Annotated in this window: 26 protein-coding genes; all 26 read left to right on the top strand. The window is 44.4% G+C overall.

Going from position 1 to position 26,337, the window contains the following annotated elements; translation table 11 throughout:
- Positions 1-168: 168 nt before the first annotated feature.
- The 26 genes from NXH67_RS18425 (at position 169) to NXH67_RS02960 (ending at position 26,197) form a co-directional block, all read left to right on the top strand.
- Positions 169-444, top strand: coding sequence for a transposase (locus NXH67_RS18425; RefSeq protein ID WP_442870177.1), 276 nt, complete (start codon positions 169-171; stop codon positions 442-444).
- A gap of 548 nt (positions 445-992) precedes the next feature.
- The gene (locus NXH67_RS03080; RefSeq protein ID WP_242830370.1) at positions 993-1,256 is read left to right on the top strand and encodes an AtpZ/AtpI family protein; all 264 of its coding nucleotides are present in this window, start codon (positions 993-995) and stop codon (positions 1,254-1,256) included.
- 66 nt (positions 1,257-1,322) lie between these two features.
- On the top strand, positions 1,323-1,751 hold the full coding sequence (locus NXH67_RS03075; protein WP_272796332.1) for an ATP synthase subunit I: 429 nt from the start codon (positions 1,323-1,325) through the stop codon (positions 1,749-1,751).
- Between the two features lie 10 nt (positions 1,752-1,761).
- A complete protein-coding gene (locus tag NXH67_RS03070) occupies positions 1,762-2,532 on the top strand; it encodes a F0F1 ATP synthase subunit A (RefSeq protein WP_022779222.1) in 771 nt (256 codons plus the stop codon).
- A gap of 71 nt (positions 2,533-2,603) precedes the next feature.
- A complete protein-coding gene (atpE, locus tag NXH67_RS03065) occupies positions 2,604-2,885 on the top strand; it encodes an ATP synthase F0 subunit C (RefSeq protein ID WP_272796330.1) in 282 nt (93 codons plus the stop codon).
- Between the two features lie 200 nt (positions 2,886-3,085).
- Positions 3,086-3,685: a F0F1 ATP synthase subunit B gene (gene atpF, locus NXH67_RS03060; protein ID WP_272796328.1), complete on the top strand. Its 600-nt coding sequence runs from the start codon at positions 3,086-3,088 to the stop codon at positions 3,683-3,685.
- A gap of 21 nt (positions 3,686-3,706) precedes the next feature.
- Positions 3,707-4,246: an ATP synthase F1 subunit delta gene (gene atpH, locus NXH67_RS03055; protein WP_022779225.1), complete on the top strand. Its 540-nt coding sequence runs from the start codon at positions 3,707-3,709 to the stop codon at positions 4,244-4,246.
- Between the two features lie 23 nt (positions 4,247-4,269).
- The gene (gene atpA / locus NXH67_RS03050; RefSeq protein WP_022779226.1) at positions 4,270-5,790 is read left to right on the top strand and encodes a F0F1 ATP synthase subunit alpha; all 1,521 of its coding nucleotides are present in this window, start codon (positions 4,270-4,272) and stop codon (positions 5,788-5,790) included.
- A gap of 12 nt (positions 5,791-5,802) precedes the next feature.
- A complete protein-coding gene (gene atpG / locus NXH67_RS03045; protein ID WP_022779227.1) occupies positions 5,803-6,666 on the top strand; it encodes an ATP synthase F1 subunit gamma in 864 nt (287 codons plus the stop codon).
- Between the two features lie 114 nt (positions 6,667-6,780).
- Positions 6,781-8,172, top strand: a complete 1,392-nt coding sequence (gene atpD, locus NXH67_RS03040; protein ID WP_022779228.1) for a F0F1 ATP synthase subunit beta — start codon at positions 6,781-6,783, stop codon at positions 8,170-8,172.
- 14 nt (positions 8,173-8,186) lie between these two features.
- Complete coding sequence (gene atpC, locus NXH67_RS03035; protein WP_022779229.1) at positions 8,187-8,606, top strand: ATP synthase F1 subunit epsilon; 420 nt, start codon at positions 8,187-8,189, stop codon at positions 8,604-8,606.
- 109 nt (positions 8,607-8,715) lie between these two features.
- Entirely contained in the window at positions 8,716-10,455 is a 1,740-nt protein-coding gene (locus NXH67_RS03030; protein ID WP_272796326.1) for a zinc ribbon domain-containing protein, read from the top strand.
- Between the two features lie 178 nt (positions 10,456-10,633).
- Entirely contained in the window at positions 10,634-15,703 is a 5,070-nt protein-coding gene (gene essC, locus NXH67_RS03025; RefSeq protein WP_272796325.1) for a type VII secretion protein EssC, read from the top strand.
- A 35-nt stretch (positions 15,704-15,738) separates the two neighbouring features.
- Positions 15,739-16,410, top strand: coding sequence for a LytR/AlgR family response regulator transcription factor (locus NXH67_RS03020; protein WP_196804985.1), 672 nt, complete (start codon positions 15,739-15,741; stop codon positions 16,408-16,410).
- A complete protein-coding gene (locus tag NXH67_RS03015) occupies positions 16,407-17,066 on the top strand; it encodes a hypothetical protein (RefSeq protein WP_272796323.1) in 660 nt (219 codons plus the stop codon). The genes NXH67_RS03020 and NXH67_RS03015 overlap by 4 nt, the downstream gene beginning before the upstream one ends.
- 2 nt (positions 17,067-17,068) lie before the next feature.
- Positions 17,069-17,317: a hypothetical protein gene (locus NXH67_RS03010; protein ID WP_022779234.1), complete on the top strand. Its 249-nt coding sequence runs from the start codon at positions 17,069-17,071 to the stop codon at positions 17,315-17,317.
- A gap of 109 nt (positions 17,318-17,426) precedes the next feature.
- A complete protein-coding gene (locus NXH67_RS03005; protein WP_022779235.1) occupies positions 17,427-17,822 on the top strand; it encodes a hypothetical protein in 396 nt (131 codons plus the stop codon).
- A 17-nt stretch (positions 17,823-17,839) separates the two neighbouring features.
- Entirely contained in the window at positions 17,840-18,133 is a 294-nt protein-coding gene (locus NXH67_RS03000) for a hypothetical protein (RefSeq protein ID WP_022779236.1), read from the top strand.
- Positions 18,134-18,148: 15 nt separating this feature from the next.
- Positions 18,149-18,472 carry a WXG100 family type VII secretion target gene (locus NXH67_RS02995; RefSeq protein WP_022779237.1) on the top strand — a complete coding sequence of 108 codons (324 nt, stop codon included), beginning with the start codon at positions 18,149-18,151 and terminating at the stop codon, positions 18,470-18,472.
- Positions 18,473-18,497: 25 nt separating this feature from the next.
- Positions 18,498-18,800, top strand: coding sequence for a hypothetical protein (locus tag NXH67_RS02990; protein WP_022779238.1), 303 nt, complete (start codon positions 18,498-18,500; stop codon positions 18,798-18,800).
- Positions 18,801-18,814: 14 nt separating this feature from the next.
- Positions 18,815-19,108, top strand: coding sequence for a WXG100 family type VII secretion target (locus NXH67_RS02985; RefSeq protein ID WP_022779239.1), 294 nt, complete (start codon positions 18,815-18,817; stop codon positions 19,106-19,108).
- A 38-nt stretch (positions 19,109-19,146) separates the two neighbouring features.
- Positions 19,147-19,470, top strand: a complete 324-nt coding sequence (locus tag NXH67_RS02980; protein WP_022779240.1) for a WXG100 family type VII secretion target — start codon at positions 19,147-19,149, stop codon at positions 19,468-19,470.
- Between the two features lie 90 nt (positions 19,471-19,560).
- On the top strand, positions 19,561-21,147 hold the full coding sequence (locus tag NXH67_RS02975) for an FHA domain-containing protein (protein WP_272796322.1): 1,587 nt from the start codon (positions 19,561-19,563) through the stop codon (positions 21,145-21,147).
- A 3-nt stretch (positions 21,148-21,150) separates the two neighbouring features.
- A complete protein-coding gene (locus tag NXH67_RS02970; RefSeq protein ID WP_022779242.1) occupies positions 21,151-21,846 on the top strand; it encodes a PP2C family protein-serine/threonine phosphatase in 696 nt (231 codons plus the stop codon).
- Positions 21,847-21,887: 41 nt separating this feature from the next.
- Positions 21,888-22,331 (top strand): hypothetical protein, encoded by a 444-nt coding sequence (locus NXH67_RS02965; protein ID WP_272796320.1) that lies wholly within the window; start codon positions 21,888-21,890, stop codon positions 22,329-22,331.
- Between the two features lie 203 nt (positions 22,332-22,534).
- Positions 22,535-26,197 carry a hypothetical protein gene (locus tag NXH67_RS02960; protein ID WP_272796319.1) on the top strand — a complete coding sequence of 1,221 codons (3,663 nt, stop codon included), beginning with the start codon at positions 22,535-22,537 and terminating at the stop codon, positions 26,195-26,197.
- The last annotated feature ends 140 nt before the right edge of the window (positions 26,198-26,337 follow it).

Raw genomic sequence — 26,337 nt, 5'->3', positions numbered from 1 at the left:
GCTTTAACAGCTGATGAGTACTGCCTTAGAATGAAGTTAGCCCTGTTGTACAGCCTTGCGGATGCACCGCAGATATCACGACAGTAGCTGTAAAGAGTATGTGTGCTGTTAATCCTGTACTGCCTCGTCCTGTACACAGTTGTCATTCCTTTCACAGAAGTTTATACTATGTATTATAGCACATATCCAGGTATATATCAAAACAAATGTTCTTTTAAGGGGGTGCTTTTAGGAGTTTTATTATGGACGGATACAACAAAGGATCGCATTCAGTTAGAGAAATATCTGTGGGGCGATTCGCCTTTCTGGAGCGCCAGCTATTTCTGTGCAACCACAGGCTCAGTTTCCATGGAAACTGTCAAAAAGTACATTGAAGAGCAGCGGACTGAAGAACACAAGAGAAAACACATGAAGTCTGGGAAATACAAAAAGCAAAAAAGCTAAGCGATTCATCCCCAACCTGACGGAAGGGGGTTTCTCGCAGAGGTACTATAATAAAGCTGCTTCAGCTATGTATAAAGGCATATTTGGAAGGGGCTAAACCCAGTTTCCACGAAGGACCTACCTATTATGGATGGGATGGTTTTTGTACGATGTTTGAAATGGTCCTGGTTTTTGGATTTGGATTTGTTTTTATCTGGGGTATAGTACTCATCTGTGCAATAGCGTTCTCGATTTTCATGGTACGTTATTTGAGGAAGCATAAATAAGGCAATATGACCGAAATTTTGATAAAACTTTTATAAAAACAAGGGCTGAAAATCCCCAAACTCACGGAGCATGCGCGGATTTCGGCTTTTTTTGTGCACAATACCGTAAAAGCCACAAATTGTCTAACTTTTCTTGTTAAATCAACGTAAAAAGTGTATTATTAATTTGTTATACTATCATTAGTATGCGCATATTATGGCTTTGTTTCACGATATTTCGATAAATAAGGCCGAACATCGGCGGAAAGGAGGCAGACAGGACTAACCATGGATATGAAAAGGATGTCTAAACTAGCAGGTCAGTTCGTAATGGTAGGCCAGCTTGGCTTATCACTGATAATGCCTCTTCTTATATGTCTTTTTATCTGTTATCTCATTACCACCAGGCTAAATGTCGGAGGGTGGGTTTATATACCGGGCTTTATCATGGGCCTGGGATCATCCTGGATGACTGCTTACAAGGTTTATCTTTCCGTGACCAAGCGGGAAGAGAAGAATAAGCAAAGGCGCGGCAAAGATGAAGTGTATTTCAACAAACACATTTGATCTTACGAAGGATAAGGCTTAGGTAGTCGTCATCAAATAATAAATTCGGGGAGAAAATAAATAAGTATGGAATTACAGCCGGCTGTAAAGAAAGAAACGGGGAATGTTGCGCTGGGCACAGGCATCGGCGTACTCATAATGTTTGTAATATTTTTTGTTTTGCACATGGTGCTTCCGAAGGATCTGCCCTTCGGATACAGCGTACCATTTGATTATAAAGTCATTCTTGGAGGTATCGGCGGCTTTATCGTAGCTGTGGTCAACTTCCTGTGGATGGCTATAACTGTGCAAAAAGTCACATCCATGGAGGATGAGAAGCTCGCGAGACAGGTTATGGGCGCAAGCTACAGGAATCGCATACTTATGCATATCCTGTGGGGAATACTGGCATTTGTATTGCCTGTATTCAATGCCGCAGCGGGCATTGTTCCACTAATTATTCCTAGTTGGTACATCAAACTACGCGGGATTTTTTCTGCGGGGAAAGGAGGTTGAAGGCGAAAGCATGAACAATGGTTTCGAAGTTGATTACGCCAAGATCTACCAGACCATCAAGACTGGCATCCCTATTCTGGGAGACATTAAGATCACCCAGACACTGATAGTCAGTTGGATCGTGATGATAATCATCACGGGGTTATGTATCTTCCTAACCCGGAACCTGAAGGTCGAAAACATTTCGAAAAGGCAGGCTTTTGCGGAAATGCTGGTTGAGACGGGCAACAATTTTGTCCGCAACAACACAGGAGGTAATAAGTTTGATAATCTGATACCTTTCGTATCTGCTCTCTTTGCGACGAGCGTTGTATCAAATCTTATAAGCCTTATAGGACTGCGAAGTCCGACAGCAGATCTGTCAACAGAAGCAGCCTGGGCGGTAGTTGTATTCGTAATGATCACTGCCACCAAGATCAAGACCAATGGATTTGGCGGATATCTGAAGGGATTCACAACGCCTATCGCGGTTATGACTCCATTCAACATTCTGTCAGAGTTGGCAACGCCCGTTAGTATGGCTTGCCGTCATTTCGGAAATATCCTTTCCGGTGTAGTTATTGACGGACTTATCTACTGGGCACTGGGACTTGCATCTGCAGCACTCCTTAAGCTTATCCCCGGAGCTGTGGGCGCATTCCTTTCAAACATACCGATCCTTGGATTGGGACTTCCTGCTGTAACCGGTGTCTATTTTGACTGGTTCTCAGGATGTATGCAGGCTTTCATCTTCTGTATGCTGACGGTAATGTATATCGCCAACGCAGCAGAGGAGGGTTAAACAAGGAAGTCTTTTAACAAAAAATTAAATAAAAAACAAAAAACATAAAAAGTCATTTAGGAGGCAAAATTATGGGTGATTTTCAGTTACTGGCTAGAGGTATTGCACTTGCAGGTTGTGGCATAGGTGCAGGATGTGCGCTTATCGCAGGTATCGGCCCCGGTATTGGTGAAGGAACTGCCGTTTCCAAGGCTCTTGAAGCTATCGGACGTCAGCCCGAGTGTAAGGGTGATGTAACAGGTACCATGCTTCTTGGTTGTGCGGTTGCAGAGACAACCGGTATTTACGGTTTCGTTACCGGACTTCTTCTTATCTTCGTTGCACCCGGAATGTTCATGGGATACTTACAATAAGGGATTCAAAGTCATAAATTTTTATGCTTGCATGAAGTAATTTATGACTTTGAAGGCCGACCACATGAATGAGGAAAAAAGATACGCGAAGAATGAGCGGAACGATTTCCGAATTCATGAAGAATTGCGAGAACTAAGTGGAGCAATTCGTATTGTAAGTATCAATAGTGAATTATTAATACAATGGAGGTGCTACTTCTATGAACGAGAAGAAAAACGCCGGAAAATCGGTATGGCTATTTATAGCGCTTCTTGCCTTGTTTGTAGCAGTCCTGTTTTACACAGGTTATACCAAATCCGTTTCAGACGATCAGGATCTGGTAACGCTGGTACCCTGGACCTTTATCATTCAGATCTGTAACCTGTTCATTCAGGTGTATCTGATCAAAAAGTTCCTCTTCAAGCCAATCAATGACATATTGGCAAAGAGACAGGAACTGGCCGATAGAGCGATCCGTGAGGCAAGAGATGCCCAGACAAAAGCCGATTCCCTGAAGGAACAGTATGAGAGCAGCCTTACAAATGCTCATGCCGAAGCAGCTCAGATCGTTTCCGATGCCCAGAGAGAAGCCCAGAACAAGGCTGACACAATGGTAAGGGAAGCACAGGAAGAGGTTGCAGGCATTAAGGCAAGGGCAGCAGCTGATATTGAGCAGGAGAAGAAGAAGGCTATCAATGAGGCCAAGGATGAGATCGGTTCCCTCGCAATGGATATTGCAGGCAAGGTAGTTGAAAAAGAGATCAACGAAGCCGATCATAAAAAGCTTATTGACGACTTTTTGGATAAGGTCGGAGCATAAATTCAAAGAAAGAGGTTAATTATGAGTAAAGCTGGAGATCTTTATGGGCAGAGCCTGTATGATCTGGCAGCGGAAGAAAACCTATCGGAGAAAATACTGGGCGAAATGGAGCAGGTAAGGGGGATTTTCAGAGAGAACCCCGATTACATCGCGCTCCTGTCGGAGCCTTCAGTCCCGAAGAATGAGAGACTTTCCCTTGTGGATCAGGCCTTTAACGGCAGTCTTTCCGCTTACCATCTGAACTTTATCAAGATCCTCATAGAAAAAGGACTGCTTCGTGAGTACTCAGCGTGTTATAAGAGATTCAGAAAATCTTATAATGAGGCCCACGGGATAGCTGAAGCCCTGGTAACATCGGCGGTTTCACTAAGTGATGCGCAGCTATCGCAGCTTAAAGAGAAGCTTGAAAAGATCAGCGGCAAGAAAATTCTGCTGAAGCAGAAGACAGATCCTGATATCCTGGGCGGTGTCAGAGTGGATCTTGAGGGACAGCTCTTTGACGGAACTGTCAAAGGAAGGTTATCCGAACTTCGCAGAAAAGTCGACGATGTTGTGATCTAAAAAATTTTGCGTCGGAGGAAAATATGGAACTAAAACCAGAAAAAATATCCGAGGTCATTCGAAGCCAGATAAAGAATTATCAGAATGCAATTATCCAGAATGAGACCGGTACAGTTCTTACCGTTGGTGATGGTATCGCCAGAGTAAGCGGCCTTTTGAACTGTATGTCCGGTGAGCTTTTGGAGTTCGAGAACGGTACATTCGGAATGGCTCAGAACCTCGAGGAAACAGTAGTATCTGCGGTTTTGTTCGGCGAGGATGTAGGTATCAGCGAAGGACAGACCGTTAAGCGTACAGGAAGAGTCGTATCTGTTCCTGTAGGTGAGAAGATGATCGGCCGCGTTGTTAACGCTATTGGACAGCCTATCGACGGACAGGGCCCCATCGAATCATCAGAATACAGACCGGTTGAGTCACCTGCTCCCGGTATCATCGCAAGACAGCCCGTTAAGGAACCTCTGCAGACAGGTATCAAGGCTATCGACTCCATGATCCCTATCGGAAGAGGACAGCGTGAGCTGATCATCGGTGACAGACAGACAGGTAAGACAACCATTGCGGTTGACACAATTCTTAACCAGAAGGGTAAAGATGTTATCTGCATCTATGTAGCTATCGGACAGAAACGTTCAACAGTTACATCACTGGTTGAGGATCTTAAGAAGGGCGGAGCTATGGACTACACCATCGTAGTTGCTGCTACCGCTTCAGAACCATCGCCTTTGCAGTACATTTCACCATACACAGGTTGTGCTATGGGTGAGTACTTCATGAATAAAGGTAAACACGTGCTTTGCATCTATGATGACCTTTCTAAGCACGCTGTAGCTTACCGTGCACTCTCACTTCTTATCAGAAGACCCCCGGGACGTGAAGCGTACCCCGGTGACGTTTTCTACCTGCATTCAAGACTTTTGGAGAGAGCCGCTAAGCTTTCAGATGAGAACGGAGGCGGTTCACTTACAGCCCTTCCTATCATCGAGACACAGGCCGGTGACGTATCAGCCTACATCCCGACTAACGTTATTTCCATCACAGACGGACAGATATTCCTTGAGACGGAGCTCTTCCACTCAGGAATCATGCCGGCGGTTAACCCCGGTATCTCCGTATCCCGAGTTGGTGGTAACGCTCAGATCAAGGCTATGAAGAAGGTTGCCGGAACCCTTAAGCTTGTATATTCACAGTACCGTGAGCTGGCAAGCTTTGCTCAGTTCGGTTCAGACCTTGACGAAGACACCAAGAACCGTCTTGCACAGGGCGAACGTATTGTGGAAGTTCTCAAGCAGAACAAGAATCAGCCTGTTCCTGTAGAAAAGCAGGTTGCCATTCTTTATGCTGTTGTTAATAACATTCTGATGAAGGTTGAAACAGCGGATGTTGCGGAGTATGAGGCAGGTCTTTATGACTTCCTTGATAAGGATCCTTCCGGAATTTCAGCAATGCGCGATATTCGTGAAACCGGAAAGCTTGAGGCAGAGACTGAGAACAAGTTAAAAGAAGCTTTGAATGCATACACTGATAAGTTCTTAAAGAGCAGATAAGGAGGGTGAATAATGGCTGGATCAATGAAAGCTGTTAAACTCCGAATCAAGAGCGTTCAGAGCACTATGCAGATTACGAAGGCCATGCAGCTGGTTGCTGCTTCCAAGCTTCGTAAGGCAAAGGAAAAAGCTGATAACTCCAAGCCTTATCTTGAGTCAATGCTTGCAACACTTACAGATATAGCCACCGAAAACACAGAGTTTCAGTCGATCTTTACTCAGGTCAGTGAAGATAACGACAGATGGCTGTACGTTGTAATCGCCGGAGACAGAGGCCTTGCAGGTGGTTATAACTCCAATCTGTTTAAGTTTGTAGAGCAGGAAATCAAGGATAAGACTAATGTTACGGTACTTCCTATCGGTAAAAAATCTGTAGAATTCTTCAAGCACAGAAATGTGCCGATCCTTACAGAGGAATATGCCGAAGTTGCCAAGATGACTATTTCAGACTGCTTTCAGGTATCTAAGCTGATCTGCGGATCATACGGTGGTGGCGGATTTGGACATGTATTCTTGTGTTATACAAACTTCGTGTCCATGTTGTCACAGGTTCCTACAGCTACATCGCTTTTACCGCTCTCAGACCTGTCCACAGGAGAGAGAGTCAGCGATGGCAAGCCGAGAGACCTTATCTTGTATGAACCAGACAGTGAAACAGTGTTCAATGCTATTGTTCCGGAATATCTGGCGGGAATACTTTATACCAGTATCAATATTTCTTATGCAAGTGAGCTGGCTGCTCGTAGAACAGCTATGGAAGCCGCTACCGACAACGCAGAAGAGATGATCGAGACCTTGAGTCTGTACTATAACAGAGCTCGTCAGGCAAGCATTACGCAAGAGATTACGGAGATTGTCGCCGGAGCAGAAAACTAAGAACCGGGCGAAGTATTATTGAGCCCAGGTACGAAGATTGTTCTGTCGAACGTAGTGAGAGCAGAACTTCCTTGTAAAATGCTTGATAACATAACAATATTAAGGAGTTTAACAATGAGTGAAAATCATATTGGAAAGGTAATACAGGTTACAGGCCCTGTACTTGACATCCGATACAAAGAGGGTGAACTTCCGGATCTTCACAATGCCATAGAGATCAAGATCGATGACCGCAAGCTGATCGCAGAGGTTGCACAGCAGGTCGGCGATGACGTAGTAAGATGCGTTGCCATGAGCTCAACTGATGGACTTGTGCGTGGCGCAGACGCTGTGGATACCGGAAGTCCTATCACTGTACCGGTTGGTGACGAGTGCTTGGGAAGAATTTTCAATCTTTTGGGTGATCCTGTTGATAACGGACCTGACCCGGGAGCCAAGGAGAGATGGCCTATCCATCGTCCCGCACCTTCTTATGAGGATCAGGTTCCTGCTACAGAGATCTTTGAGACAGGTATCAAGGTTGTTGACCTTATCTGCCCTTATGCTAAGGGTGGTAAGATCGGTCTGTTCGGCGGTGCCGGCGTAGGTAAGACCGTACTTATCATGGAGCTTATCAACAACGTAGCTAAGGCTCACGGCGGTATTTCAGTATTTACCGGTGTAGGTGAGCGTACCCGTGAAGGAAACGACCTTTACGGAGAAATGAAAGAGAGTGGAGTTATTGATAAGACAGCCCTTGTTTACGGTCAGATGAACGAGCCCCCCGGGGCCAGAATGAGAGTAGGTCTTTCCGGACTTACAATGGCTGAGTATTTCCGTGATGTTAAGAATCAGGACGTGCTTCTTTTCATCGATAACATTTTCCGTTTCACACAGGCAGGTTCAGAGGTTTCAGCGCTTCTTGGACGTATGCCTTCAGCCGTAGGTTATCAGCCTACACTGGCTACTGAAATGGGTGCTCTTCAGGAGCGTATCACATCAACCAAGAAGGGCTCTATCACATCGGTTCAGGCCGTATACGTACCTGCCGATGACCTTACAGACCCTGCTCCTGCTACAACCTTCACTCACCTGGATGCTACCACCGTTCTTTCCAGAGATATCGCATCAAAGGGTATTTATCCTGCGGTTGATCCTCTTGATTCAACCAGCCGTATCCTTTCTCCCGATATCGTAGGAAAAGAGCATTACGAAGTAGCTAAGGGCGTGCAGCAGGTTCTTCAGAGATATCGTGAACTTCAGGATATCATCGCCATCATGGGTATGGACGAACTGTCTGAAGAGGATAAGCTCACCGTTTACAGAGCTCGTAAGGTTCAGAACTTCCTGTCACAGAGCTTCTCAGTTGCTGAGCAGTTCACAGGTCTTCCCGGAAAGTATGTGCCTCTTAAGGAGACAATCCGCGGCTTCAAGATGATCCTTGACGGCGAGTGCGATGATCTCCCTGAGTCAGCATTCCTTCTTGTTGGAACCATTGACGAAGTATTTGAGAAGGCTAAAAAGTAAGCCGGAGGAATAATATGCCGAATTTTCATTTACAGGTAGTCTCCATGGACGGCTTGGATTTTGATGGAGAAGTTGAGAAAATACTTCTGCGTACAATAGATGGTGATGTGGAGATTCTTGCCCGTCATACAGACTACTGTACCGCCATCGGAATGGGCACAGCCAGAGTTACCATGGCAGACGGCACAGAGAGAAAAGCAGCCTGTATCGGCGGAATGCTTTCAGTTATGAAGGGTGAAGTCAAGGTATTCCCCACCACCTGGGAGTGGTCTGAGGATATCGACATTGCCCGTGCCAAAGCGGCTAAGGCGAGAGCCGAAGAGAGACTGAAGGATCAGATGCTGGACAAGGAGGCCCGCGTAAGGGCAGAGGCCAAGCTCTACAGAGCTCTTGTCAGGATCGGCTCCTCCGATCATGGGCAGGATCATCAATAATACTACCTACCACCGGTTGCAGAAATTGCTTCCGGTGGTTTTTTATACTTTTTATGGCCCTGATGTCGTGTTAATATTGATTATTATATATCAGAGAGGATTTGGCAGAATGTTCTGTAACAAGTGTGGAACCGAATTAAATCCGGGTGATAAATTCTGCGGTAACTGCGGAGCACCCGTTGTGATCATAACCAAAACCGAAGCCGGGAGAGCTGCAAGCCAAGGGCCGGCCCCCATGTCCCGCAAAAAGAAGCTCATGAATATCGCGTTCATTATACTAGCTGTTTGTATAATCCTTGGATATTACGCGTACTATATACACAAGGCAGTTACTCTTACCAAGGAGACTGTGGATAAGGCTTTTGAGCAATATCAGCATCAGCTTGATGACTGGGAGGATATGGAAGAAGAATACGAAGTCGAAGAGGATCTCCCGGAAGAAGATATCGATACGCCGGAAATAGAATATGTCCATGTGGATGCACCCGAATATACCGGCAGGTACGATTATTTCAATGATGAGAAGTGGATAGTTGATGTGCAGGGCCTGTTTGTCAATCAGGAGGGAGACAGTAACGACAAGCTCCTTGGAATAGACCACAGCGGCAATAGCAGCAGGGATCTGAAGGAGACCATGGTCCTTACCGAAGACGGGCAGTTCTATTATGTCAACGCCAACACGGATGTCATCGAATTTGCTCAGGGTACGACCTGCGCAGAGCTTGCCTTTGACGGAGGCACAATGTTCTATGTCATCCCTGAGAAAAAGGAGGGTGAGTCAGAGGAGCCTGAAGTCGGAACCCTGTTTCTCTTCGATACCGCCACAGGATTCAGTGATAGCGTTGCCGAAAATGTACAGGCTAATTCTCCTGTCATTTCTCCGGATGGCAACATTGTTGCTTATACCAGAATTGTTGATTCCAAGAACAGTGTGCTGTGTATTGCCGGCTCTGATATGGAAGAGAAGCAGATACAAAAAGGTAATCTTCGTGCCTGCAGCGTAGATAATTCCGGCAACCTTTTTTACACCAATGAAGAGCAAAATGAGATCTACAGATATAAGGATGGTAAGTCTGTAAAGGTTCTGTCATCGGAGGAATTCAACAATTACTTTATAAACGGATCCGCCGATGAGATTCTCATCTCTTGCAGCGAAGGTGCATACTTCTGCGATGGTGAGATGGAAGAGGCAGCGCAGGTGTATGAGGGAGGCCTTGTGACAAACATGCACACCAGCGCACTTCACCAGAGCTACGGCCAGTTCAGGGCAAGTATTCTCGATGTGGCTTCACTTAAGGATCTGTACTTTATCTCCAAGGAGGGAGTTGTATTTATCATAAGTAGCGATGGGCGAAGCGCAGCCTTTTTGGATCATAACTACAATGACGTCGACAACATAGTATTTGACGACGTGAATCGTGAGCTCATGTACTGCTGCGACGGAGTATTGTATAAATCCAAGGTCAGTGATGACGGCATTGAGGATGAGGCCTTCTACGAGGAAGATGATGTTGAGACCTTTTTTGCCAGCTATGACCTTAAGAATGTGTGGCTCAAGATCCGGGACGATATCTATTATCTTAAGGATGGGGAGCTTGAAAATGTAATACCCGATTACGTATATGACGATGAGAACACAGGCCTGTATTTTGCATGGAACATTGAGGACAACAAGCTCTATTTTACAGAATACAATACATTGTACAGCGTCTACGACACAGAAGGTTCCACAGAAAAAGTTGCCGATGATGTGGATACTCTTTTCAAGATAAATGGCAAGTTAGGCTTCCTTGATCTTGAGGGAAACATATATCTCTACATTAATAATGAATTCGTATGTGTCTATTAAACCCGGGAATCATATAAGAAATCTAGACCCTTCGGTATTCGAAGAAGTGTTAACAAAAAATTCGAAATTTTAAAGTAGTATATTTTGCTATTTTAATGGTATTATTGTTCCGTGTTTTTTTATAAAATTTTTATAAACTAACGCGGGACAATTTTTTTGTTGGGAAGAGAAAAGTAAAATGGGGACAGTTTTAACAATATACAGTCAGAACGCTTTCAAGCGTTTTCTTTTACCTGCAATTAATGATGCAGATCATACGGTACTTATATCTGAAAATCTTTTCAGTATCAGCACAGACATCGAGCTTAAGATGGAGATCAGGGATAACAAGTGGTATTTCAGACGATCTGAGAAATACGATCTTGAATGTCTTGATCCTACTGTCGATTGCTACCGTAATCCACTTCAGAATGATACAAACAGCAAGAAGAATGAGTTCAAGCTTCTCGTTGAAGGTGCGCACATTATCACTGTGATCGCCAACAACGTAGAGGACTATTTTGCGTCCTACAATCATTATTATGTTCCCTGCGAGGGACAGACCATAACAATTGGTCGTAATGAGAACACTACTTTAAGCTATGACTACATGAATACCTGTCAGGTTTCTGCAATTCACGCCGCTATTTTCGTTAATAACGGCGATGTCATTCTGTCTGATAATGAAAGTGCCAACGGTACCTTCCTTAATAACAGGCGACTGATCGGCAGTGACAGACTTGCCTTTGGCGACTGCATAGATATTTTCGGCCTTCGAATCGTTTTCCTGGGAAACAAATTCGCGATCAACGTATTTGAGAGCGGAGTCAAGGTTGACGAGAGAATTCTGGTTCCTGCCAAGGATGATGATATTCCGCTTCTCAGAGTTAATAAGAAGAGACTCTTTACAGTTTTTAACAGAGCTCCCAGAAGACTTAGCCAGATAGACAGTGAACCCGTCAAGATCGATGAACCGCCCCAGCCCAAGGATGAGGTGCGTAAGACCGGAATCCTCGGAGCCCTCGGTAACGCCCTTGTAATGGCGCTTCCTATGATGGTTGGATGTACCTTCATGGTGGTGGCTTCCAAGCTCTCAGGTGTTAACAGGGGTATCTTCATGTACATGGGAATGGTAACCGCCACTACCTCAGCGACCATCGGTGCGATCCGTGGTATCAGCGGTATGAAGAGAGCCCGTAAGGAATACGAGGAATACGAGAAAAAACGTAACGAGAAATACGGCGAATATCTTAAAGATAAAGAAGAACTTATAAAGTCTAAGTATGTCAGAAATACAGAAATATTAAGAGACAGATACGTTCCCGCCCAGACAGCCGCCATGTTCGGCGCCAACAATCCGCTTCTGTGGAGCAGAAACATGAGTCAGCCCGACTTTTTGTCCCACAGACTCGGTATCGGTGATATGCCTTTCCAGGTACAGATAGACGTACCCGATGAGAAATTCACCATGAGTGAGAACAACCTGACTCTGATTCCCACGAACCTCAAGCAGACCTATACCACTTTGAAGGATGTTCCCATCTGCGTTGACCTTCTTGAGGAGAAACTCATCGGTGTTATCGGAGGCAGAACCATGGCGGGAGGTGTTCAGGTTGTACGTAACCTGATAACCCAGATTGCAGCCAACGACTCCTACACAGATGTCAAGATAGCCCTTGTTTATAACGAGAAGAAGACTTCCCTCAGCAAGGAGTGGGACTTCGTAAAATGGCTTCCCCATGTATGGAACGAATCCAAGAAATTCAGATTCATTGCATCCAATAAAGAAACAGTAAGTGAAGTATTCTTTGAACTTAACAAAGTAATCCGTCAGAGAATTGAGAACCAGGGTACTCCCGGACAGGATGAGGGAGATATTCCCAAGCCCTATTATGTAGTGATCGTGGCAGCACCTGAGTTCCTTGAAGGAGAACTTCTTACCCAGTATCTGCTGTCACCCAAGCCGGAATACGGCTTCTCCACCATTTATATGGTTGAGAACTACGAGCAGCTTCCCAACAGCTGTGAATATATTATTGAGAACGACAGCGTATTTACAGGTGTGTACCGCACTTCAGAGGATCTCGAGATGGGAACCGTCATCAACTTTGACCAGCTCTCACCTCAGGAGGCTCATGACTTTGCGGAGAGAATCGCCTGCGTTGAAGTGCAGGAAATGGAGACCGGCGGTGATGTGCCCAACTCCATAACCTTCTTTGAAATGTACGGCATCAAAAAGCTTGATGACCTTGATGTTATAACAAGATGGAAGAAGAACCGTACCTATGAGTCCATGAAGGCTCTCGTAGGCCAGAAGGCCGGCGGCGCTCCCTGTTACCTCGATATTCATGAGAAATACCACGGTCCCCACGGACTGGTAGCCGGTACTACAGGTTCCGGTAAGTCTGAGACACTTCAGACCTACATCCTGTCCCTGGCGATCAACTACAGCCCGGACGATGTCAGCTTCTTCATCATCGACTATAAGGGCGGTGGTATGGCGAACCTTTTTGAAGAGCTGCCCCACATGATTGGTCAGATCTCCAACCTTTCAGGTAACCAGATCCAGAGAGCCCTTCTGTCAATCCAGAGTGAGAAGGACAGACGAGAGGCACTTTTTGCAACCTACGGTGTTAAAGATATCAGAGACTACACCAAGCTGTACAAGAATAATGAAGCAACTGTTCCGCTTCCCCACCTCATTATCGTTATCGACGAGTTCGCGGAGATGAAGAAGGAAGAGCCTGAGTTTATTCAGGAAATCGTCTCCGTATCCCGTGTAGGACGTTCCCTTGGTATCCACCTTATCATGGCTACCCAGAAGCCTGCCGGAAGCGTCAGCGATGACATCTGGGCCAACTCCAGATTCAAGCTCTGTCTGCGAGTTCAGAGTAGACAGGACTCAATGGACATGCTCCACAAGCCCGATGCTGCTTACCTTACCCAGTCAGGTAGATGTTACCTGCAGGTTGGTAACGACGAGCTCTACGAACTGTTCCAGTCAGGTTTCTCAGGAGCGGTTTATTATGACGATGAAGAGGATGTCAGCACAGATATCGCTACCATGCTGGATGTCAACGGTACTTCTTTCATCGAGGGTAATCATGCCAGAACCATTCGTCAGAAGGAAAAGAAGATGGAATGGATCGGCAAGCTCCTTGAAGTAACCAAGGAAGTATACGGAGATGATTCCGAGAAGCTCAAAAATGCCGGAAGAGAGGAAAAAGAGCATATAGCAGGACTTGTCCTTGAGAAGCTCCTTTCTCTTAAATATGACTATCCGGATACAGAGCATAACAGAGAGAACCTTATCACACTCTTTGAATATATAGGAATGCAGGGCTTTGACACTGAGAAGATCCTTGATATTGAGGCTCAGCTCACCAACGCCAAGAAAAAGCTTCCTCAGAAGCCCGAGAGAACACAGCTGGAAGCAGTTGTCGGCTACCTCAAGATGCTGGCCAAGCTCAACAATTACAACCACGACTTCAGCCTGTTCCTTCCTCTTTTGCCCACACTTATGGGATTGGACGAGCTTCCTCAGGATACATTGCCAAGAAATTCGGAGACTATCTTTGGCGGAACTGCATGGCCTGATCACGAAGGCAAAAGAGATATCACCGTGGGCCTTGGCTTGTACGACGATCCCGAGAACCAGCGTCAGGATCTCTACACCCTTAGCTTCCCCAAGGCAGGAAGCCTTATGGTTATCGGTGCTCCTGCTACAGGTAAGAGTTCCTTCCTTCAGACCTTTGTATACGAGCTCATTACACGTTATTCACCGGCAGAGGTTACTATCTATGCACTTGAGTTTTCAGTGCGTAAGTTTACACCTTTTGCAGCTGCTCCTCACATCGGAGGTATCGTTACTGAGAATGACTCCAATGAGAAGCTTGAGAAGTTCTTCATCATGATGGGACAGATCCTTGCAGAGAGAAAGCAGCGCCTGGGCGAAACCGGTTACGAGCACTATGTGGCTGAGACAGAAGCAGACAGCATGCCTGCTATGTTCATCATCATCGATAACTTCGCATCTCTTGTAAACAGAGCTGCCGACAGATATAACGGAATACTTCAGCAGCTGGTCAAAGAGGGTGCTACACTTGGTATCTTCATCATTGTTTCCGCAGCAGGCTGTGGTAGTGGTGAGATTCCCAACAATATGGCTCAGAACTTCAAGACTACTGTTTGTCTTGAGCTTAATAACGTATTCGATTATACGACCTATATGAGAACCGCTCATTTGAGAATGAGACCCGAAGCCGGTATTCCCGGACGTGGTATTGCCAAGATTGGCGAAAGAGTTCTTGAGTACCAGACAGCTCTTCCCCTTAAGAGCAGGAATGATGCGGAATGCAGTAAGGTATTTAACGCACTTTCAGGCAAGATGAAGCAGGCCTGGGAGGACGGCGGAGAGGACAGATACTATCCAAGGCCAATTCCGGAGATTCCGGAGGAGCCTGTTTGGGAGGAGTTCAGAAAGCTGCATGATGTTAAGCATATGTTTGCTTCCAACAAACTTCTTCCTATCGGTTATGACGCTAAGACCGCAGCAATATACGGTATCGATTACTCAGAGGTTTATTCCTACCTTATTACAGGTTCCAAGAAAAAAGGAAAGACCAACACCCTCAAGGTTATCGCTTGTGCAGCCGCAGCCAAAGGTGCCAGAGTTGTTATTGTCGACTTCGACAGAACACTTGCCAAGTTTGCGCAGGATCTCGGCGTAGAGGCAATCCATACAGAGATGGATTTCGCAGGCTTCTTGTCCAAGCTTCTGGTTCAGGATATTTCTGTGAGAAACAAGTTCAAGTCAGAACTTGTGGGCCAGAACCTGGAAGAAAAAGAGATATTCGAGAAGATGCAGCAGTTCGGCCAGATTTTCGTTCTCATAAACAACCTGCCGGAATTCGTTACAAGAGTAATCAAGCCTACAGAACAAGGTGTGCCTAATAACCTTAACATCAACATGGAGATGATAATGTCCAAGGGTTATCTCCACAACCTGTACTGGTTCTCAACTGCTGATAAGGAGAATCTCGGAGTTGCACCTTCTTACAAGCTGTTCAAGCTGTTTGCGGCTGACAAGAAGGGTATCCACTTTGGTGGAAATGCTCACTCAACGGCAGTTGCCGGCATGAGCTATGAGAATCAGGATAGAAAGACTGTTGACACTGCTAAGCCTGCCGGAAGAGGTATGCTTGCATCTGACAACGGTGATACAACACTGGAAGTAGTACTTCCTATGGTAAAAGGTAACTTGAAATGATATCTGCCATTTTATTTGACAGCAATGAAGAAGAATTGAATAAGATAGAAGATTTCGTTTCTGATGCTGTTTCCATGCTTGCGGAGGACGAGCTTAGAATTGCGGCCTTCTCAAGCGTGGAGAAGCTTAAGGGGGGTATGGAAACGCTGGATCTTTGCGATGTCGTTGTCGCTGAGTTTGGTGAGGACGGCAGCTGCGTGGACATAATCAGAAAGAAGTTTGGTAACATTCCGCTCCTTCTGGTGGTGGACATCACTGTTTCTCCCGCCAAGTATATCAGACCGGGCATAATGCCGTCGGCTCTGATTCTGCGGCCTTCATCAGACGATGACATGGAGAGGAATATTTCTGATTTCCTGTCCGCTTCCCTTAAACCTACGGTGGCTGATGATGAGCAGATGCTCATGGTTGAGACCAAGTTCGGAGACCTTAAGGTTCCGATCTCCAAGGTTGTGTATTTTGAGTCCAAGGCCAAGAAAGTGTTCCTTCGTCTCAAGAATGAGGAATACGGCTACTATGACACCTTAGAGCACCTGGAGGCAACGCTTCCCGATAACTTTGTCAGATGCCACAGAGGAATCATCGTTAACATGGATTACGTTGAACGCTATGCAACAACAGAAAAGACGCTGTATCTCAAGGACGATATCTTCATTCCCGTGTCCAGAAGCTACAACGCCGCAGTCAGGGGGAAATTCAAGAAATGAGTAATATAGGAAGCAAAGCCATATATATGTCCCTTGAGCAGCTCCTTATCATTTTTTATCAGAGAAAAGTAGAGGGGCTTCTGGTTCCCGATGCTATGTCTGATATAGATGCGGATGACAGACAGCTTAAGGAGGCCATGGCCAAAATGATCGGAGAAGGTTTTATTGTTCCGGACAAAAACGGAGCGTTGACCCTTTCTGATGAGGCCAGGGAGATCGCAGATATTATCGCGGGAGCGGAGAAGATATTTCATATAGGAAATATCGGGATGCCTCAGCAGTTTCTGTATGCGCTTAAGGGCAGAGGCGTTCTGATGAATCTTGACGTCGCCAATCCCAAGAGAGCAAGACTCGAGCTTGCGGATGTAAGAGAACTTCTTAATGATGTTACTTACTATGACGCAATGCCTGATGAGGAACAGCTGGGATCCGTATCTACCACGGGATCGATATCCAGAGAATTACCTATAGAAGATGTGTTGGAAATCCCCGATGTGGTAACTGTGGTTGACAGATACCTTCGAGGTGCACCAACGAGTGAGATCAGAGTTGTGGTAAGGGAAGGAGATCCCTTCGCTCTTACCGTAATTAAGGAACAGGCAGAAGATTATGTCTATGCCCCGGACCTTTTCACCAACTTTTTGATGGAGGAATAACAATGATAGTAGTTGACGTCTTTGTACCTGCTCTTGATAAGGTCTATAACTTCAGCCTTAACGAGAATGTCAAAATAGATGCGGTCATAACCGAGATAACCGACATGATCGAGCAGAAAGAGAAGATGGTTTTTGTTGGAGACCAGAGTAAATTAAGACTCTATAACAAAGAAACTTATCAAAAATTACCGGTCAAAAATTCACTCTCAGAATGTAGTATTCGGAGTGGAAAATACCTCATTTTGATATAAAAAACATAAAAAAAGTGTCATTCGTCCGATTTCAAGTGTCATTCGTCAGAAAATCAACATTTTTTTTTCAAACGTGGTAAAGTGTATTTCAGACAGAGGGAGATAAAAAATGTTCTACATAAATACCGAGAACGTTCGCTCGGCGGTGGCTTCATTTTCTTCCGGTGAGCAAACTTTAAAAAGGCTAAGAAATGAACTTGATGATGTAAGAAGTAATCTTTCGGATCTTAGCGAAATGAATGAGGTTCTATCGGCACTTGAGCAATTGAGCAATCAGATACTTGAAGAGTCGAATCAGCTTGGCCGGTTCTATGAAGCAGGTATTCAGATTGTTAACGAGTACAGGAAGGCCGAAGAGAACATTTTGAACAATCAGGAGGGTCAGAGCTGGGCCTTCGGAGGCGGATCTTCGCTTCAGGACTTTTCCGGAGACGGATGGTCACCAGCAGCTTCAAATAAAATAGATTATGAAACACTTGAAGAATTATCAGGCTTGTTTTACTAATCGGAAAGGGTAGACGAATGGACGTAATAGCTAACAACCTGCCACAGTTTGATGGTGATATTCAGGATTACAATTCCGGATATACACAGTTATCACAGGCTTTCGACCAGATGGTTATTCACATGAATGAACTTAACACCATGTGGGAAGGCGAAGCTCATGAGGAACTGAAGAACACCTTCAGCAATGATCAGCAGAAGACGCAGACAATGCTCGATGACGTGCTCAGAGTATATAACGAATTGAAATTTGCTCATTCCGAATATACATCATGTGAGCAGAAGGTATCGGGAATAATAAACGATTTATAATTGGAGGACTAAAACATGGCATTTACATTAGCACTTGGTGTTACTCCTGAATCGCTGAAGACCAAATCCTCAGACATCAATACAGATATTGATGATATGGTTAAACAGGTTAATCTCCTGTATGAGGAAGTTACAGGAACCTCTTCTTATTGGGAGGGAGATGCCGGTAATACCCAGAGGAAGAACTTCGAAGATCAGGTAAGTGAAATTAACAAGTTGATTGAGCGACTTCGTACATACCCAACAAGAATTCTCAAGATGGCCGGTATCTATGAAGAGGCTGAAGAAGGGTCAGTTGAGATGGCAAATACATTGGCAACCGACATTGTAATGAAGTGATTATTATTTAGCGAGGAGAACCGGAATGAAAACGGAAGCACAAATTTACATGGATTTCCAGAAGGCCAAGGAACAGTCAAGCCGACTTCGCCAGATTGCTTCAAATTTAGACAACGTAGCAGACGACGAGGTTCAGGGTGCAGTTACCAAGATTGGCGCAGACTGGACCGGCGAGAATTCGGACAACTATACCGGTAAGGCCGGCAACGAGAAAGTAAAGATCAACACAACAGCCGCTAATGTCAAGAAAGTGGCAGACGTAATTGAAGCAATAGCAGCCAGAATTATGCAAGCAGAACTGGCAGCTATCAGAATAGCTAGTCATTAAAGGAGGAAAACAAAATGGGAGAAATTTATGTAGCTAGTTCACAGGCAATTAGAGAGGTTATCGATTCATTACAGCAGCTTAACGGCAGATATCAGGAGACTTCTCAGGACATCGTTCAGGAAGCTAAGAAGCTCACACAGAAGTGGGAAGGTGAAGCAAGCGAGAGATTCCAGGAGACTTTCAACAAGGAGCAGCACTGCTTCGAGGACTTCTATCAGGGAATCATGGATTATCTGAAGGTTCTTAACAATATCCTTGAGAGATATGAGAGAGCAGAAGAGACCAACGTCAACATCGCAGCTCACTAATGAGACATACTTAATATAATTTAGGAGGAATATTAATCATGGCATTAAATAATTTAAGAGTATCAGACATACAGGACTTAAGAGCAGAGTCACAGATTTTCCAGGATCATGCTGATCAGGTAAAGAATGTAGCAACCGAGATGATCGAGCTTGTTCTTGGCACAGCAAACATTTGGAAGGGCGAGGCTCGTGAGAGCTTTGTAAATAAGTTCGAGGGTCTTAGAGACGATATCGACAGACTTTACAACATCTGCCAGACATACAGCACAGATCTTCAGCAGATCGCTACAGAGTACGAGAACGGTGAGAACGACAACATCGCATTAGCTCAGTCTTTACCTGCAGACATCACAATGCTTTAATTGATATCAAAATAGATATTCTACCCGAAAACAGTGCTTTTAACGGCACTGTTTTTGGTGTATTTAGGAAATGATGGGAGTTTTTATTATATGAAATGCTTTAAGAAATGGATTAATCTTGCACTTGCTGCATGTATTGTTTTATCTCTCGCAGGTGGACCTGCAGTGATCAAGGCAAGGGCTGAAGGCGATGTACAGACCGGGGAAGAGGTACAGACCGAGGAAGAGGCAGTGTCTCAGGAGCCCGCTAGACTTATGCAGTCTTTTGTACGCGAAAATATAGTCAGGGCGTATATCAGAAACGGAGCCCTTGACGGAACAAGTACTTATCAGATTGGCAAAACAGCCTGTGAAGATATCAGATCCTGCGGTATAGGTGAAGATTCCAGTCCAGTCAGGACTCTCATATTATTGGATAACTCCATGTCCATGACTCAGTCATTGAGGCAGCCTATTCTTGATACGATCAAGCAGATAATTGATGCCCATGGAGAAAATGAATATTTCAGAATCGGTACGGTAGAGAAGACCGTAACATATCTCAACGGAGATTTTATAAACGATTATAAATCATTGATCAATACTGTTGATTCTATCAAATTCAATGATCAGGATACCAATCTCTACAACGTTCTCTATGACATCATCAGCGAACTGGAAGCCAACAGCTATGATGGCTATGTCAGAATCCTGGTGTTTGCGGATGGTGTGGATAACACAGAGATAGGATATACGGAGAGCGAGCTGGTTGATCATATGTCATCCAGAAACTACCCTATTTATTCCTTTGGCGTTAAGACCAAGTCCAATGCCAAGCTGTTAGAGAACATGTTTGCACTGTCAAGAAGAACAGCCGGAGACTATCTCGTTATAGACAAAGACAGCATTGGAGAAGTTCCTGCTATTGTAGCCGCAGACAGTGCCATTACTGTAGTGACCGCAACAATCCCTGAAGAAGCCAAGGATGGAGAACGCAAGAACAGCAGACTTACCCTGGCAAGTGGCAGCTCTGTTGAATTCATGGTGCAGACACCTTTTTCACTTGAACCTGTGATTGTGGATCCGCCGGAACCACCAAGACCGGAAGAACCTGTTATAGAGCCGGATCCAACAATTTGGGACAGACTCAAAGAGCCTAAAGTAATTGCTGCGCTGGTTGGTGCGGTAATCGTACTGGCAGGTCTTATGTGGCTTCTTATATATAATCTGGCATTCAAGAATAAGAAACAGCCTGAGAATGTCATGATGCCTACAATCAATCTTGCAGCAGGCGCAGGTGAGACAGAACTATTCGGATATGGCACAGGAAGCCAGAACAACGGAACAGAGCAGCTTACGCCCTCAGTTTCGGACGGAAGAAAGAAATATATGTTCCTTATGACAGATACAGAAGATGAGGACAGGAGCTTTAGATGTGAGCTCATCGATGAAGTTACCATCGGCCGTATGGAGGACAACTATATCATCATCGGCGACGACAACTCAGTCCACAGACATCATTCGGTAGTATCGGTCAAGAATGGAACTTTTTATTATACAGACCTTAAGGATGTTAAGAATCGAAGTGCAATTAACGGCGTATTGCTCAAACCTACAATACCCCAGCTTATTGTCAGCAACTCTGTAGTAACTATAGGAAGGCATTCTTACACCATAACAATTTCGGAAGGTCGATAAATTATGAAGTTATTATCAGCGAACTACACCGACAGAGGCTCACGTGACGGAATAAACCAGGACAGCGTTCTGGCATTGACAGAAGGTGATCTGGCAATATTTTGCGTCGCTGACGGTATGGGCGGCCATATGCACGGAGAACTGGCCTCCAGAGAGATCATCGGTGGAATCAGACTCTGGCAGAGAGAGAACAAAGATAAAGAGTATGACAAAGCCTCAGAGCTTTTTGACGAAATAGAAGAAATACTCACCGAAGCCAACAAGGTGATCTTCGAGAAATACAATTCGAAAGGCCCCTGCGGCAGTACCGTGGTATGTCTTGTCATATTCAAGGACAGATATGCTGTTTTCTCAGCCGGAGACAGCAGACTGTACAAGAAGAAAAAAATCCATATGTATCAGATCACAAGGGACGACGCTGCCCCCAACGGCAAACTTACCAAGGCCGTTGGAGTCAGTGACAGCCTCAAGTTCAACAGAATCACCGGCAAGCTTGGCAAGAAAGATGAATTTTTCCTGTGTAGCGACGGTGTATACAAAGAGCTTACTCCCAAAACCATCAAAAAGCTCCCCGGTAAAGTCTTCTTTACCGGCAGCAACAAAGGAATCGAGAAACTGATATCTTCCATCCAGAAAGAAGTTACCAGAAAGGGCGCCGGTGACAATCATTCTGCGATTTTTGTTAAATGTGTGGGATGAAAAGGATAAGGATGAAAAAAAACATAGCAAAAAATATTAGTATGGCTTTGATCGTTGTCGTTGCTCTTGTGGGATGTATAATTGTTGCTGAGTGTTGTGTCGTAAAAGGAAACAATGAAGCTGCTGCGTACGTTGTGGATATGTTGATGGAGGTACCACTGCCGGAGCATACAGAATTGATAGAAACCTATTATTCCGGATGTGAGGATGATTATTTTAATAAAAGGTGTATGGGCTTTATGGGAGTGATGCTGGTAAAAAGTGATTTATCTGCGGAGGAACTAAATGATTACTATGAGAGTCATAGGGTATATCAAGGACGTGATTTTGTTGTAAGAGAGCAGGAGAGCCCAATTTTTTATGAGCACTTTGTTAAACATAGATTTGAATACGATTTCAGTGAAGGAAATTATTATGCGATTTACACGGTAACGGTGTATGGGTATCCATATAAGATACCGTTTGATTATCGCGAATGGGGCTAAAAGCATCGCCATAAAGCGTCAACTATAATAAAGAATACTCGCTTGGTGAGATAATTCGGATAGCTGAAACAGCGGATAATTTTCAGAAACTTCTGTAATATTGTTGCAATTAGTTATTCAGTAACTTATAATCGGTCATGTGTTTATATTTTTTTTATAATTGTGTAATAAAATTTTTATTTTGTTTCTAAACAGGAGGATGTATGAAATTTGATAAGGTCAGGGCTTTTTGGGGAAGGAAGCTCCTTACTGTATTGTTGGTTCCTACAATTTTGGGATGTCATTTTACTGCCGTTCAGGCATTAGCTGATGAGGCCGTAGTTGAAAGCGGGGAAACTACTGCGGATTCAGGCGAAGATTCCAAAGAAGATCAGAACAATAATGATAATCAGCCCGCAGCGGACGATAACCAGGGTAATCCGGGTGGAGAATCCGACGATAACTCAGGTGATGGTAATGATAATCCCGGAGAATCCTCCGGTGAGGATAGCGACGGCGGTTCAGACGGATCAGGAGATGCTGAGGATGCGTCTTCTGCCGGTGCGACTACTTCAGAAGATGCAGGCGGTGAGGCTTCCGGAAGTGCATCAACCGGTGCAAGCTCCGACAACGCAGGCACTGCAAGTTCATCTGATGCTACTACAGGCAATTCGTCTGATGCTTCAACAAGTGCATCATCTGGCGCTTCTACAGATGCTGCGGCAGATGCTTCTTCAGGTGCATCTTCAGCAGATGCTGCGGATGCTGCAAGCAGTGCATCCAGTGAGGATGCTTCCGGGGAGGCAAAAGATGTAAGCGGTAATGATGCCGAGACTGCGGAGTTTATGGATGATACTGTTGTCTTTAATGAGGCAGAGGTCTATTTTATCTATAACTATAATAAAGATAATGATCTTACGTCTACAGATATTTATTATACAGATGTCATTGCAGATGTAGGTTGGGTGCTTACCGAAATCAAAGTTAATATTGGTAGCTACAGATCTGAAGAAATATGGCTTAATAAGCCTCAACTTGAAGAATATGGTTACTATCATTTCAATTATTCTAAATTATGGAATTCTAAGGTAACCAATATTCAGTTCCATGCACAGCCATATAAACGTGTTGCAGAGAATCAGGCCCCTGTAATTGATTATGATCGTGAACATGGCAAGGACTATATTGTCTATGCAAAAAGTGGAGTGAATACCGGTGACTTGCATCCTCTTAAAACAGAGATTGATGGATATTCCTCCAATAGCCAGGGAGTATATTTTGTTAATCCCAAGGATATCAAAAAGTATGATGATCTTAAATATGTTGTAACAGGTGTGACTAATCTAAATGGTACATTTGCCCTTAAGTGTGCTACCGATGGAGAAACTTATCTGGATACAGAATTAGTTAACAGAGATGAAGTGGAGGGTTTGTTGCCATTCCAGCCCCGTAAATATGTATTCAGTGTTTTTCCTAAGCCGCAGGAAGACCCCAATGTGGCAACAATGCTGTCAACTCCTAATGAGACTGAACTTAAGTGCAGAATCAAACTTGAAAATACTGCGCCGGGAGCTGAAGAATCAACCGATATTGATGATAGAGATATATATGTTGACGGACAGTCTCCTGAAGTAGCTGCTATTGAGGATATAGGTTTTTGTGGAAATGAAGAACCTATTGATGAAAATCACTCCATTAATGATAATAGTGTTCTTTTGCGCGCGACAGATGATAACCTGCATGATATTACATCGTACTCTATCAAGGGTGAAACCAACGCAGGTGATTATTCCGCTTCCAATCTGCCGATAGTAGATTGCAAGACAAATAAAGATACTACTTTGACACATCCTATTTCTGTTTGTGAACCGGGTATTTATTGGATTGATGGCATAACAGCCAGTGATCTGGCAAATAATGAAAGTGACAGTTATACAAGTCCAAAGTTCATATATGATCCGAAAGATCCTATTCTTGAGATGAATGGACTGGATTCAGACTCATATGTAGAAGATGATAATGGGATACCTACATTCGAAACAAACAGTTCCGTCAACGTGTTATTCACAATTAAGGATGGATTATATCCGGGAGGAAAAGGCGTTACAGACAGTATTAAACATGTTCTTTCTGTTACTCGTCAAAATGGTGATGATGGTGAAGCCAGTGACAGTAATGACAATTCTCTAAGCTACACCGGATATACCACAGATGGACATACTGCCAAGCTCTCTTTTTCTGAGCCCGGAACATACACAGTATCAATTGAGGGCAAACTGGACAATCTGGATGCCGGAAAGAGAAATCTTATTGTAAATGAGAGTTCAATTACTTTTGTCATTAAGTCTTCAGTGCCCAAGATGACCAGGTTAACAACAAATAACCCGTCACCCAAGAATACAATTTACTATACTTCAGCAGTAACTGAGAGAGTTGAGTTTGATCAGTATGTGCAGGAGAAGTACATTGATGTGGATTATTATGCTCCAGCAGGAGCTACCAAGCTTCCGACCATCAAATGCGAGAAGAATTCTAAGGGCAATACCGTTGTTCGTGCTATTATGGCGGAAGAAGGCAGATATGCATTTGTTATCAGATATAAAAGAGGCAGCGATGTCATTGAGGAGAATTTTTTTACCTATGTAATTGATTTACAGAATCCCAAGGTTACTTTTGAAGGGGTAGAGAATTATTCAGCCAATAACGGAGCAGTAGCACCGGTGATCAACTGCAGCGATGAGAACTTTGATAAGAGCAAGACTATAGTAGATCTCAAGCTCACAGGTGCTAATCGCGGTGAAGTGCCTATCAGCCATACAATTTCTGACGGAAAGGGCTTCGTCAAGGCTGTATGTCCTGATTTTGAACGTAATAAGGACGTTGATGATCTGTATGTACTTGAAGCAACCGTTGAAGATCTTGCCGGAAGAAGGAGCACAGAGAAACTGGTATTCTCTGTTAACCGATATGGCTCGGTATTCGTTCTTGGTAATGGCACCAAGGCCATGAATGAGAAGTATTACACCAATGATCCTCAGGATGTAACGATCACTGAGATTAACGTTGACGATCTTGTTACCAGAGATGTCTCACTTACAAGAGACGGAACTATCAAGAAGCTCAACAATGAAACTGACTACAGAGTAAACAAGCAGGGCAGTGACACCAGCTGGAAGACATATACCTACAACGTAGGAAGAGCCAATTTTGACAAAGATGGTGTATACTCCGTAACTCTGTACACCAAAGACAGAGCTACCAATGAGATGGACAACAAGAGCAGAAATGCCGAGATTGAGTTCGCTGTAGATAAGACAGCTCCCAGTATTGTTGCCGCCGATATCGAAGATAAGGGTGTATACAAAACAAAGACCCATGACTTCAACGTAGATGTAACAGATAACATGGGAGTAGTTGACCTTACTGTATACAACAACGGCAAGGAAATCGGGAAGTTTACCGGAGAGCAGCTTAAGGCTGATGGCAATGTAGAGACCATCACTCTTAAAGAGAGTAAAAAAGCTCAGAACATTACCCTTATCGCTGTAGACGTAGCCGGTAACAAGCAGACTGTTGTCTACAAAAACGTGGTTGTTTCAGCCAAGGATGCCGACAAGCTCGTTGAAGAAGAGCTTGAGGAGACAGAAGAAATAGAAGAGGTAGCAGAGCAGATTGATATTCCTGAGACTCTTGGAGTAACCAAAGAGCCGGAAGAAGCAGTTATGCCTGAAACTACTGAAGAGGTCGTAGCACCTGTAGTTCCTGAGGAGCCTATTAAGAAAGAGTTTCCTTACAAAAAGGCAGCTGCAGCAGCAGGAGGAGTAACCTGCGTCCTGGCAGCCGCAGCAGCGGGAATAATGATCCGCAGAAGAAAAGTTAGTAAGTAATAAACGTTAGTATCATAGTGTGAGATGCGCATCGGCAGTGTTTCGCCGATGCGCATTTTGTTATAGTAACCTGTATATTTGTACCTGTATTAAGGGGGAAGTATGAGCCTGAGAAAACTTAAGAATACGATAGCAGCATT

Origin of the sequence: Butyrivibrio sp. DSM 10294, from assembly GCF_028539135.1 — a bacterium.
Classification (GTDB): Bacteria; Bacillota; Clostridia; order Lachnospirales; family Lachnospiraceae; genus Butyrivibrio.
This window is presented reverse-complemented; position numbering and strand designations above follow the sequence as displayed.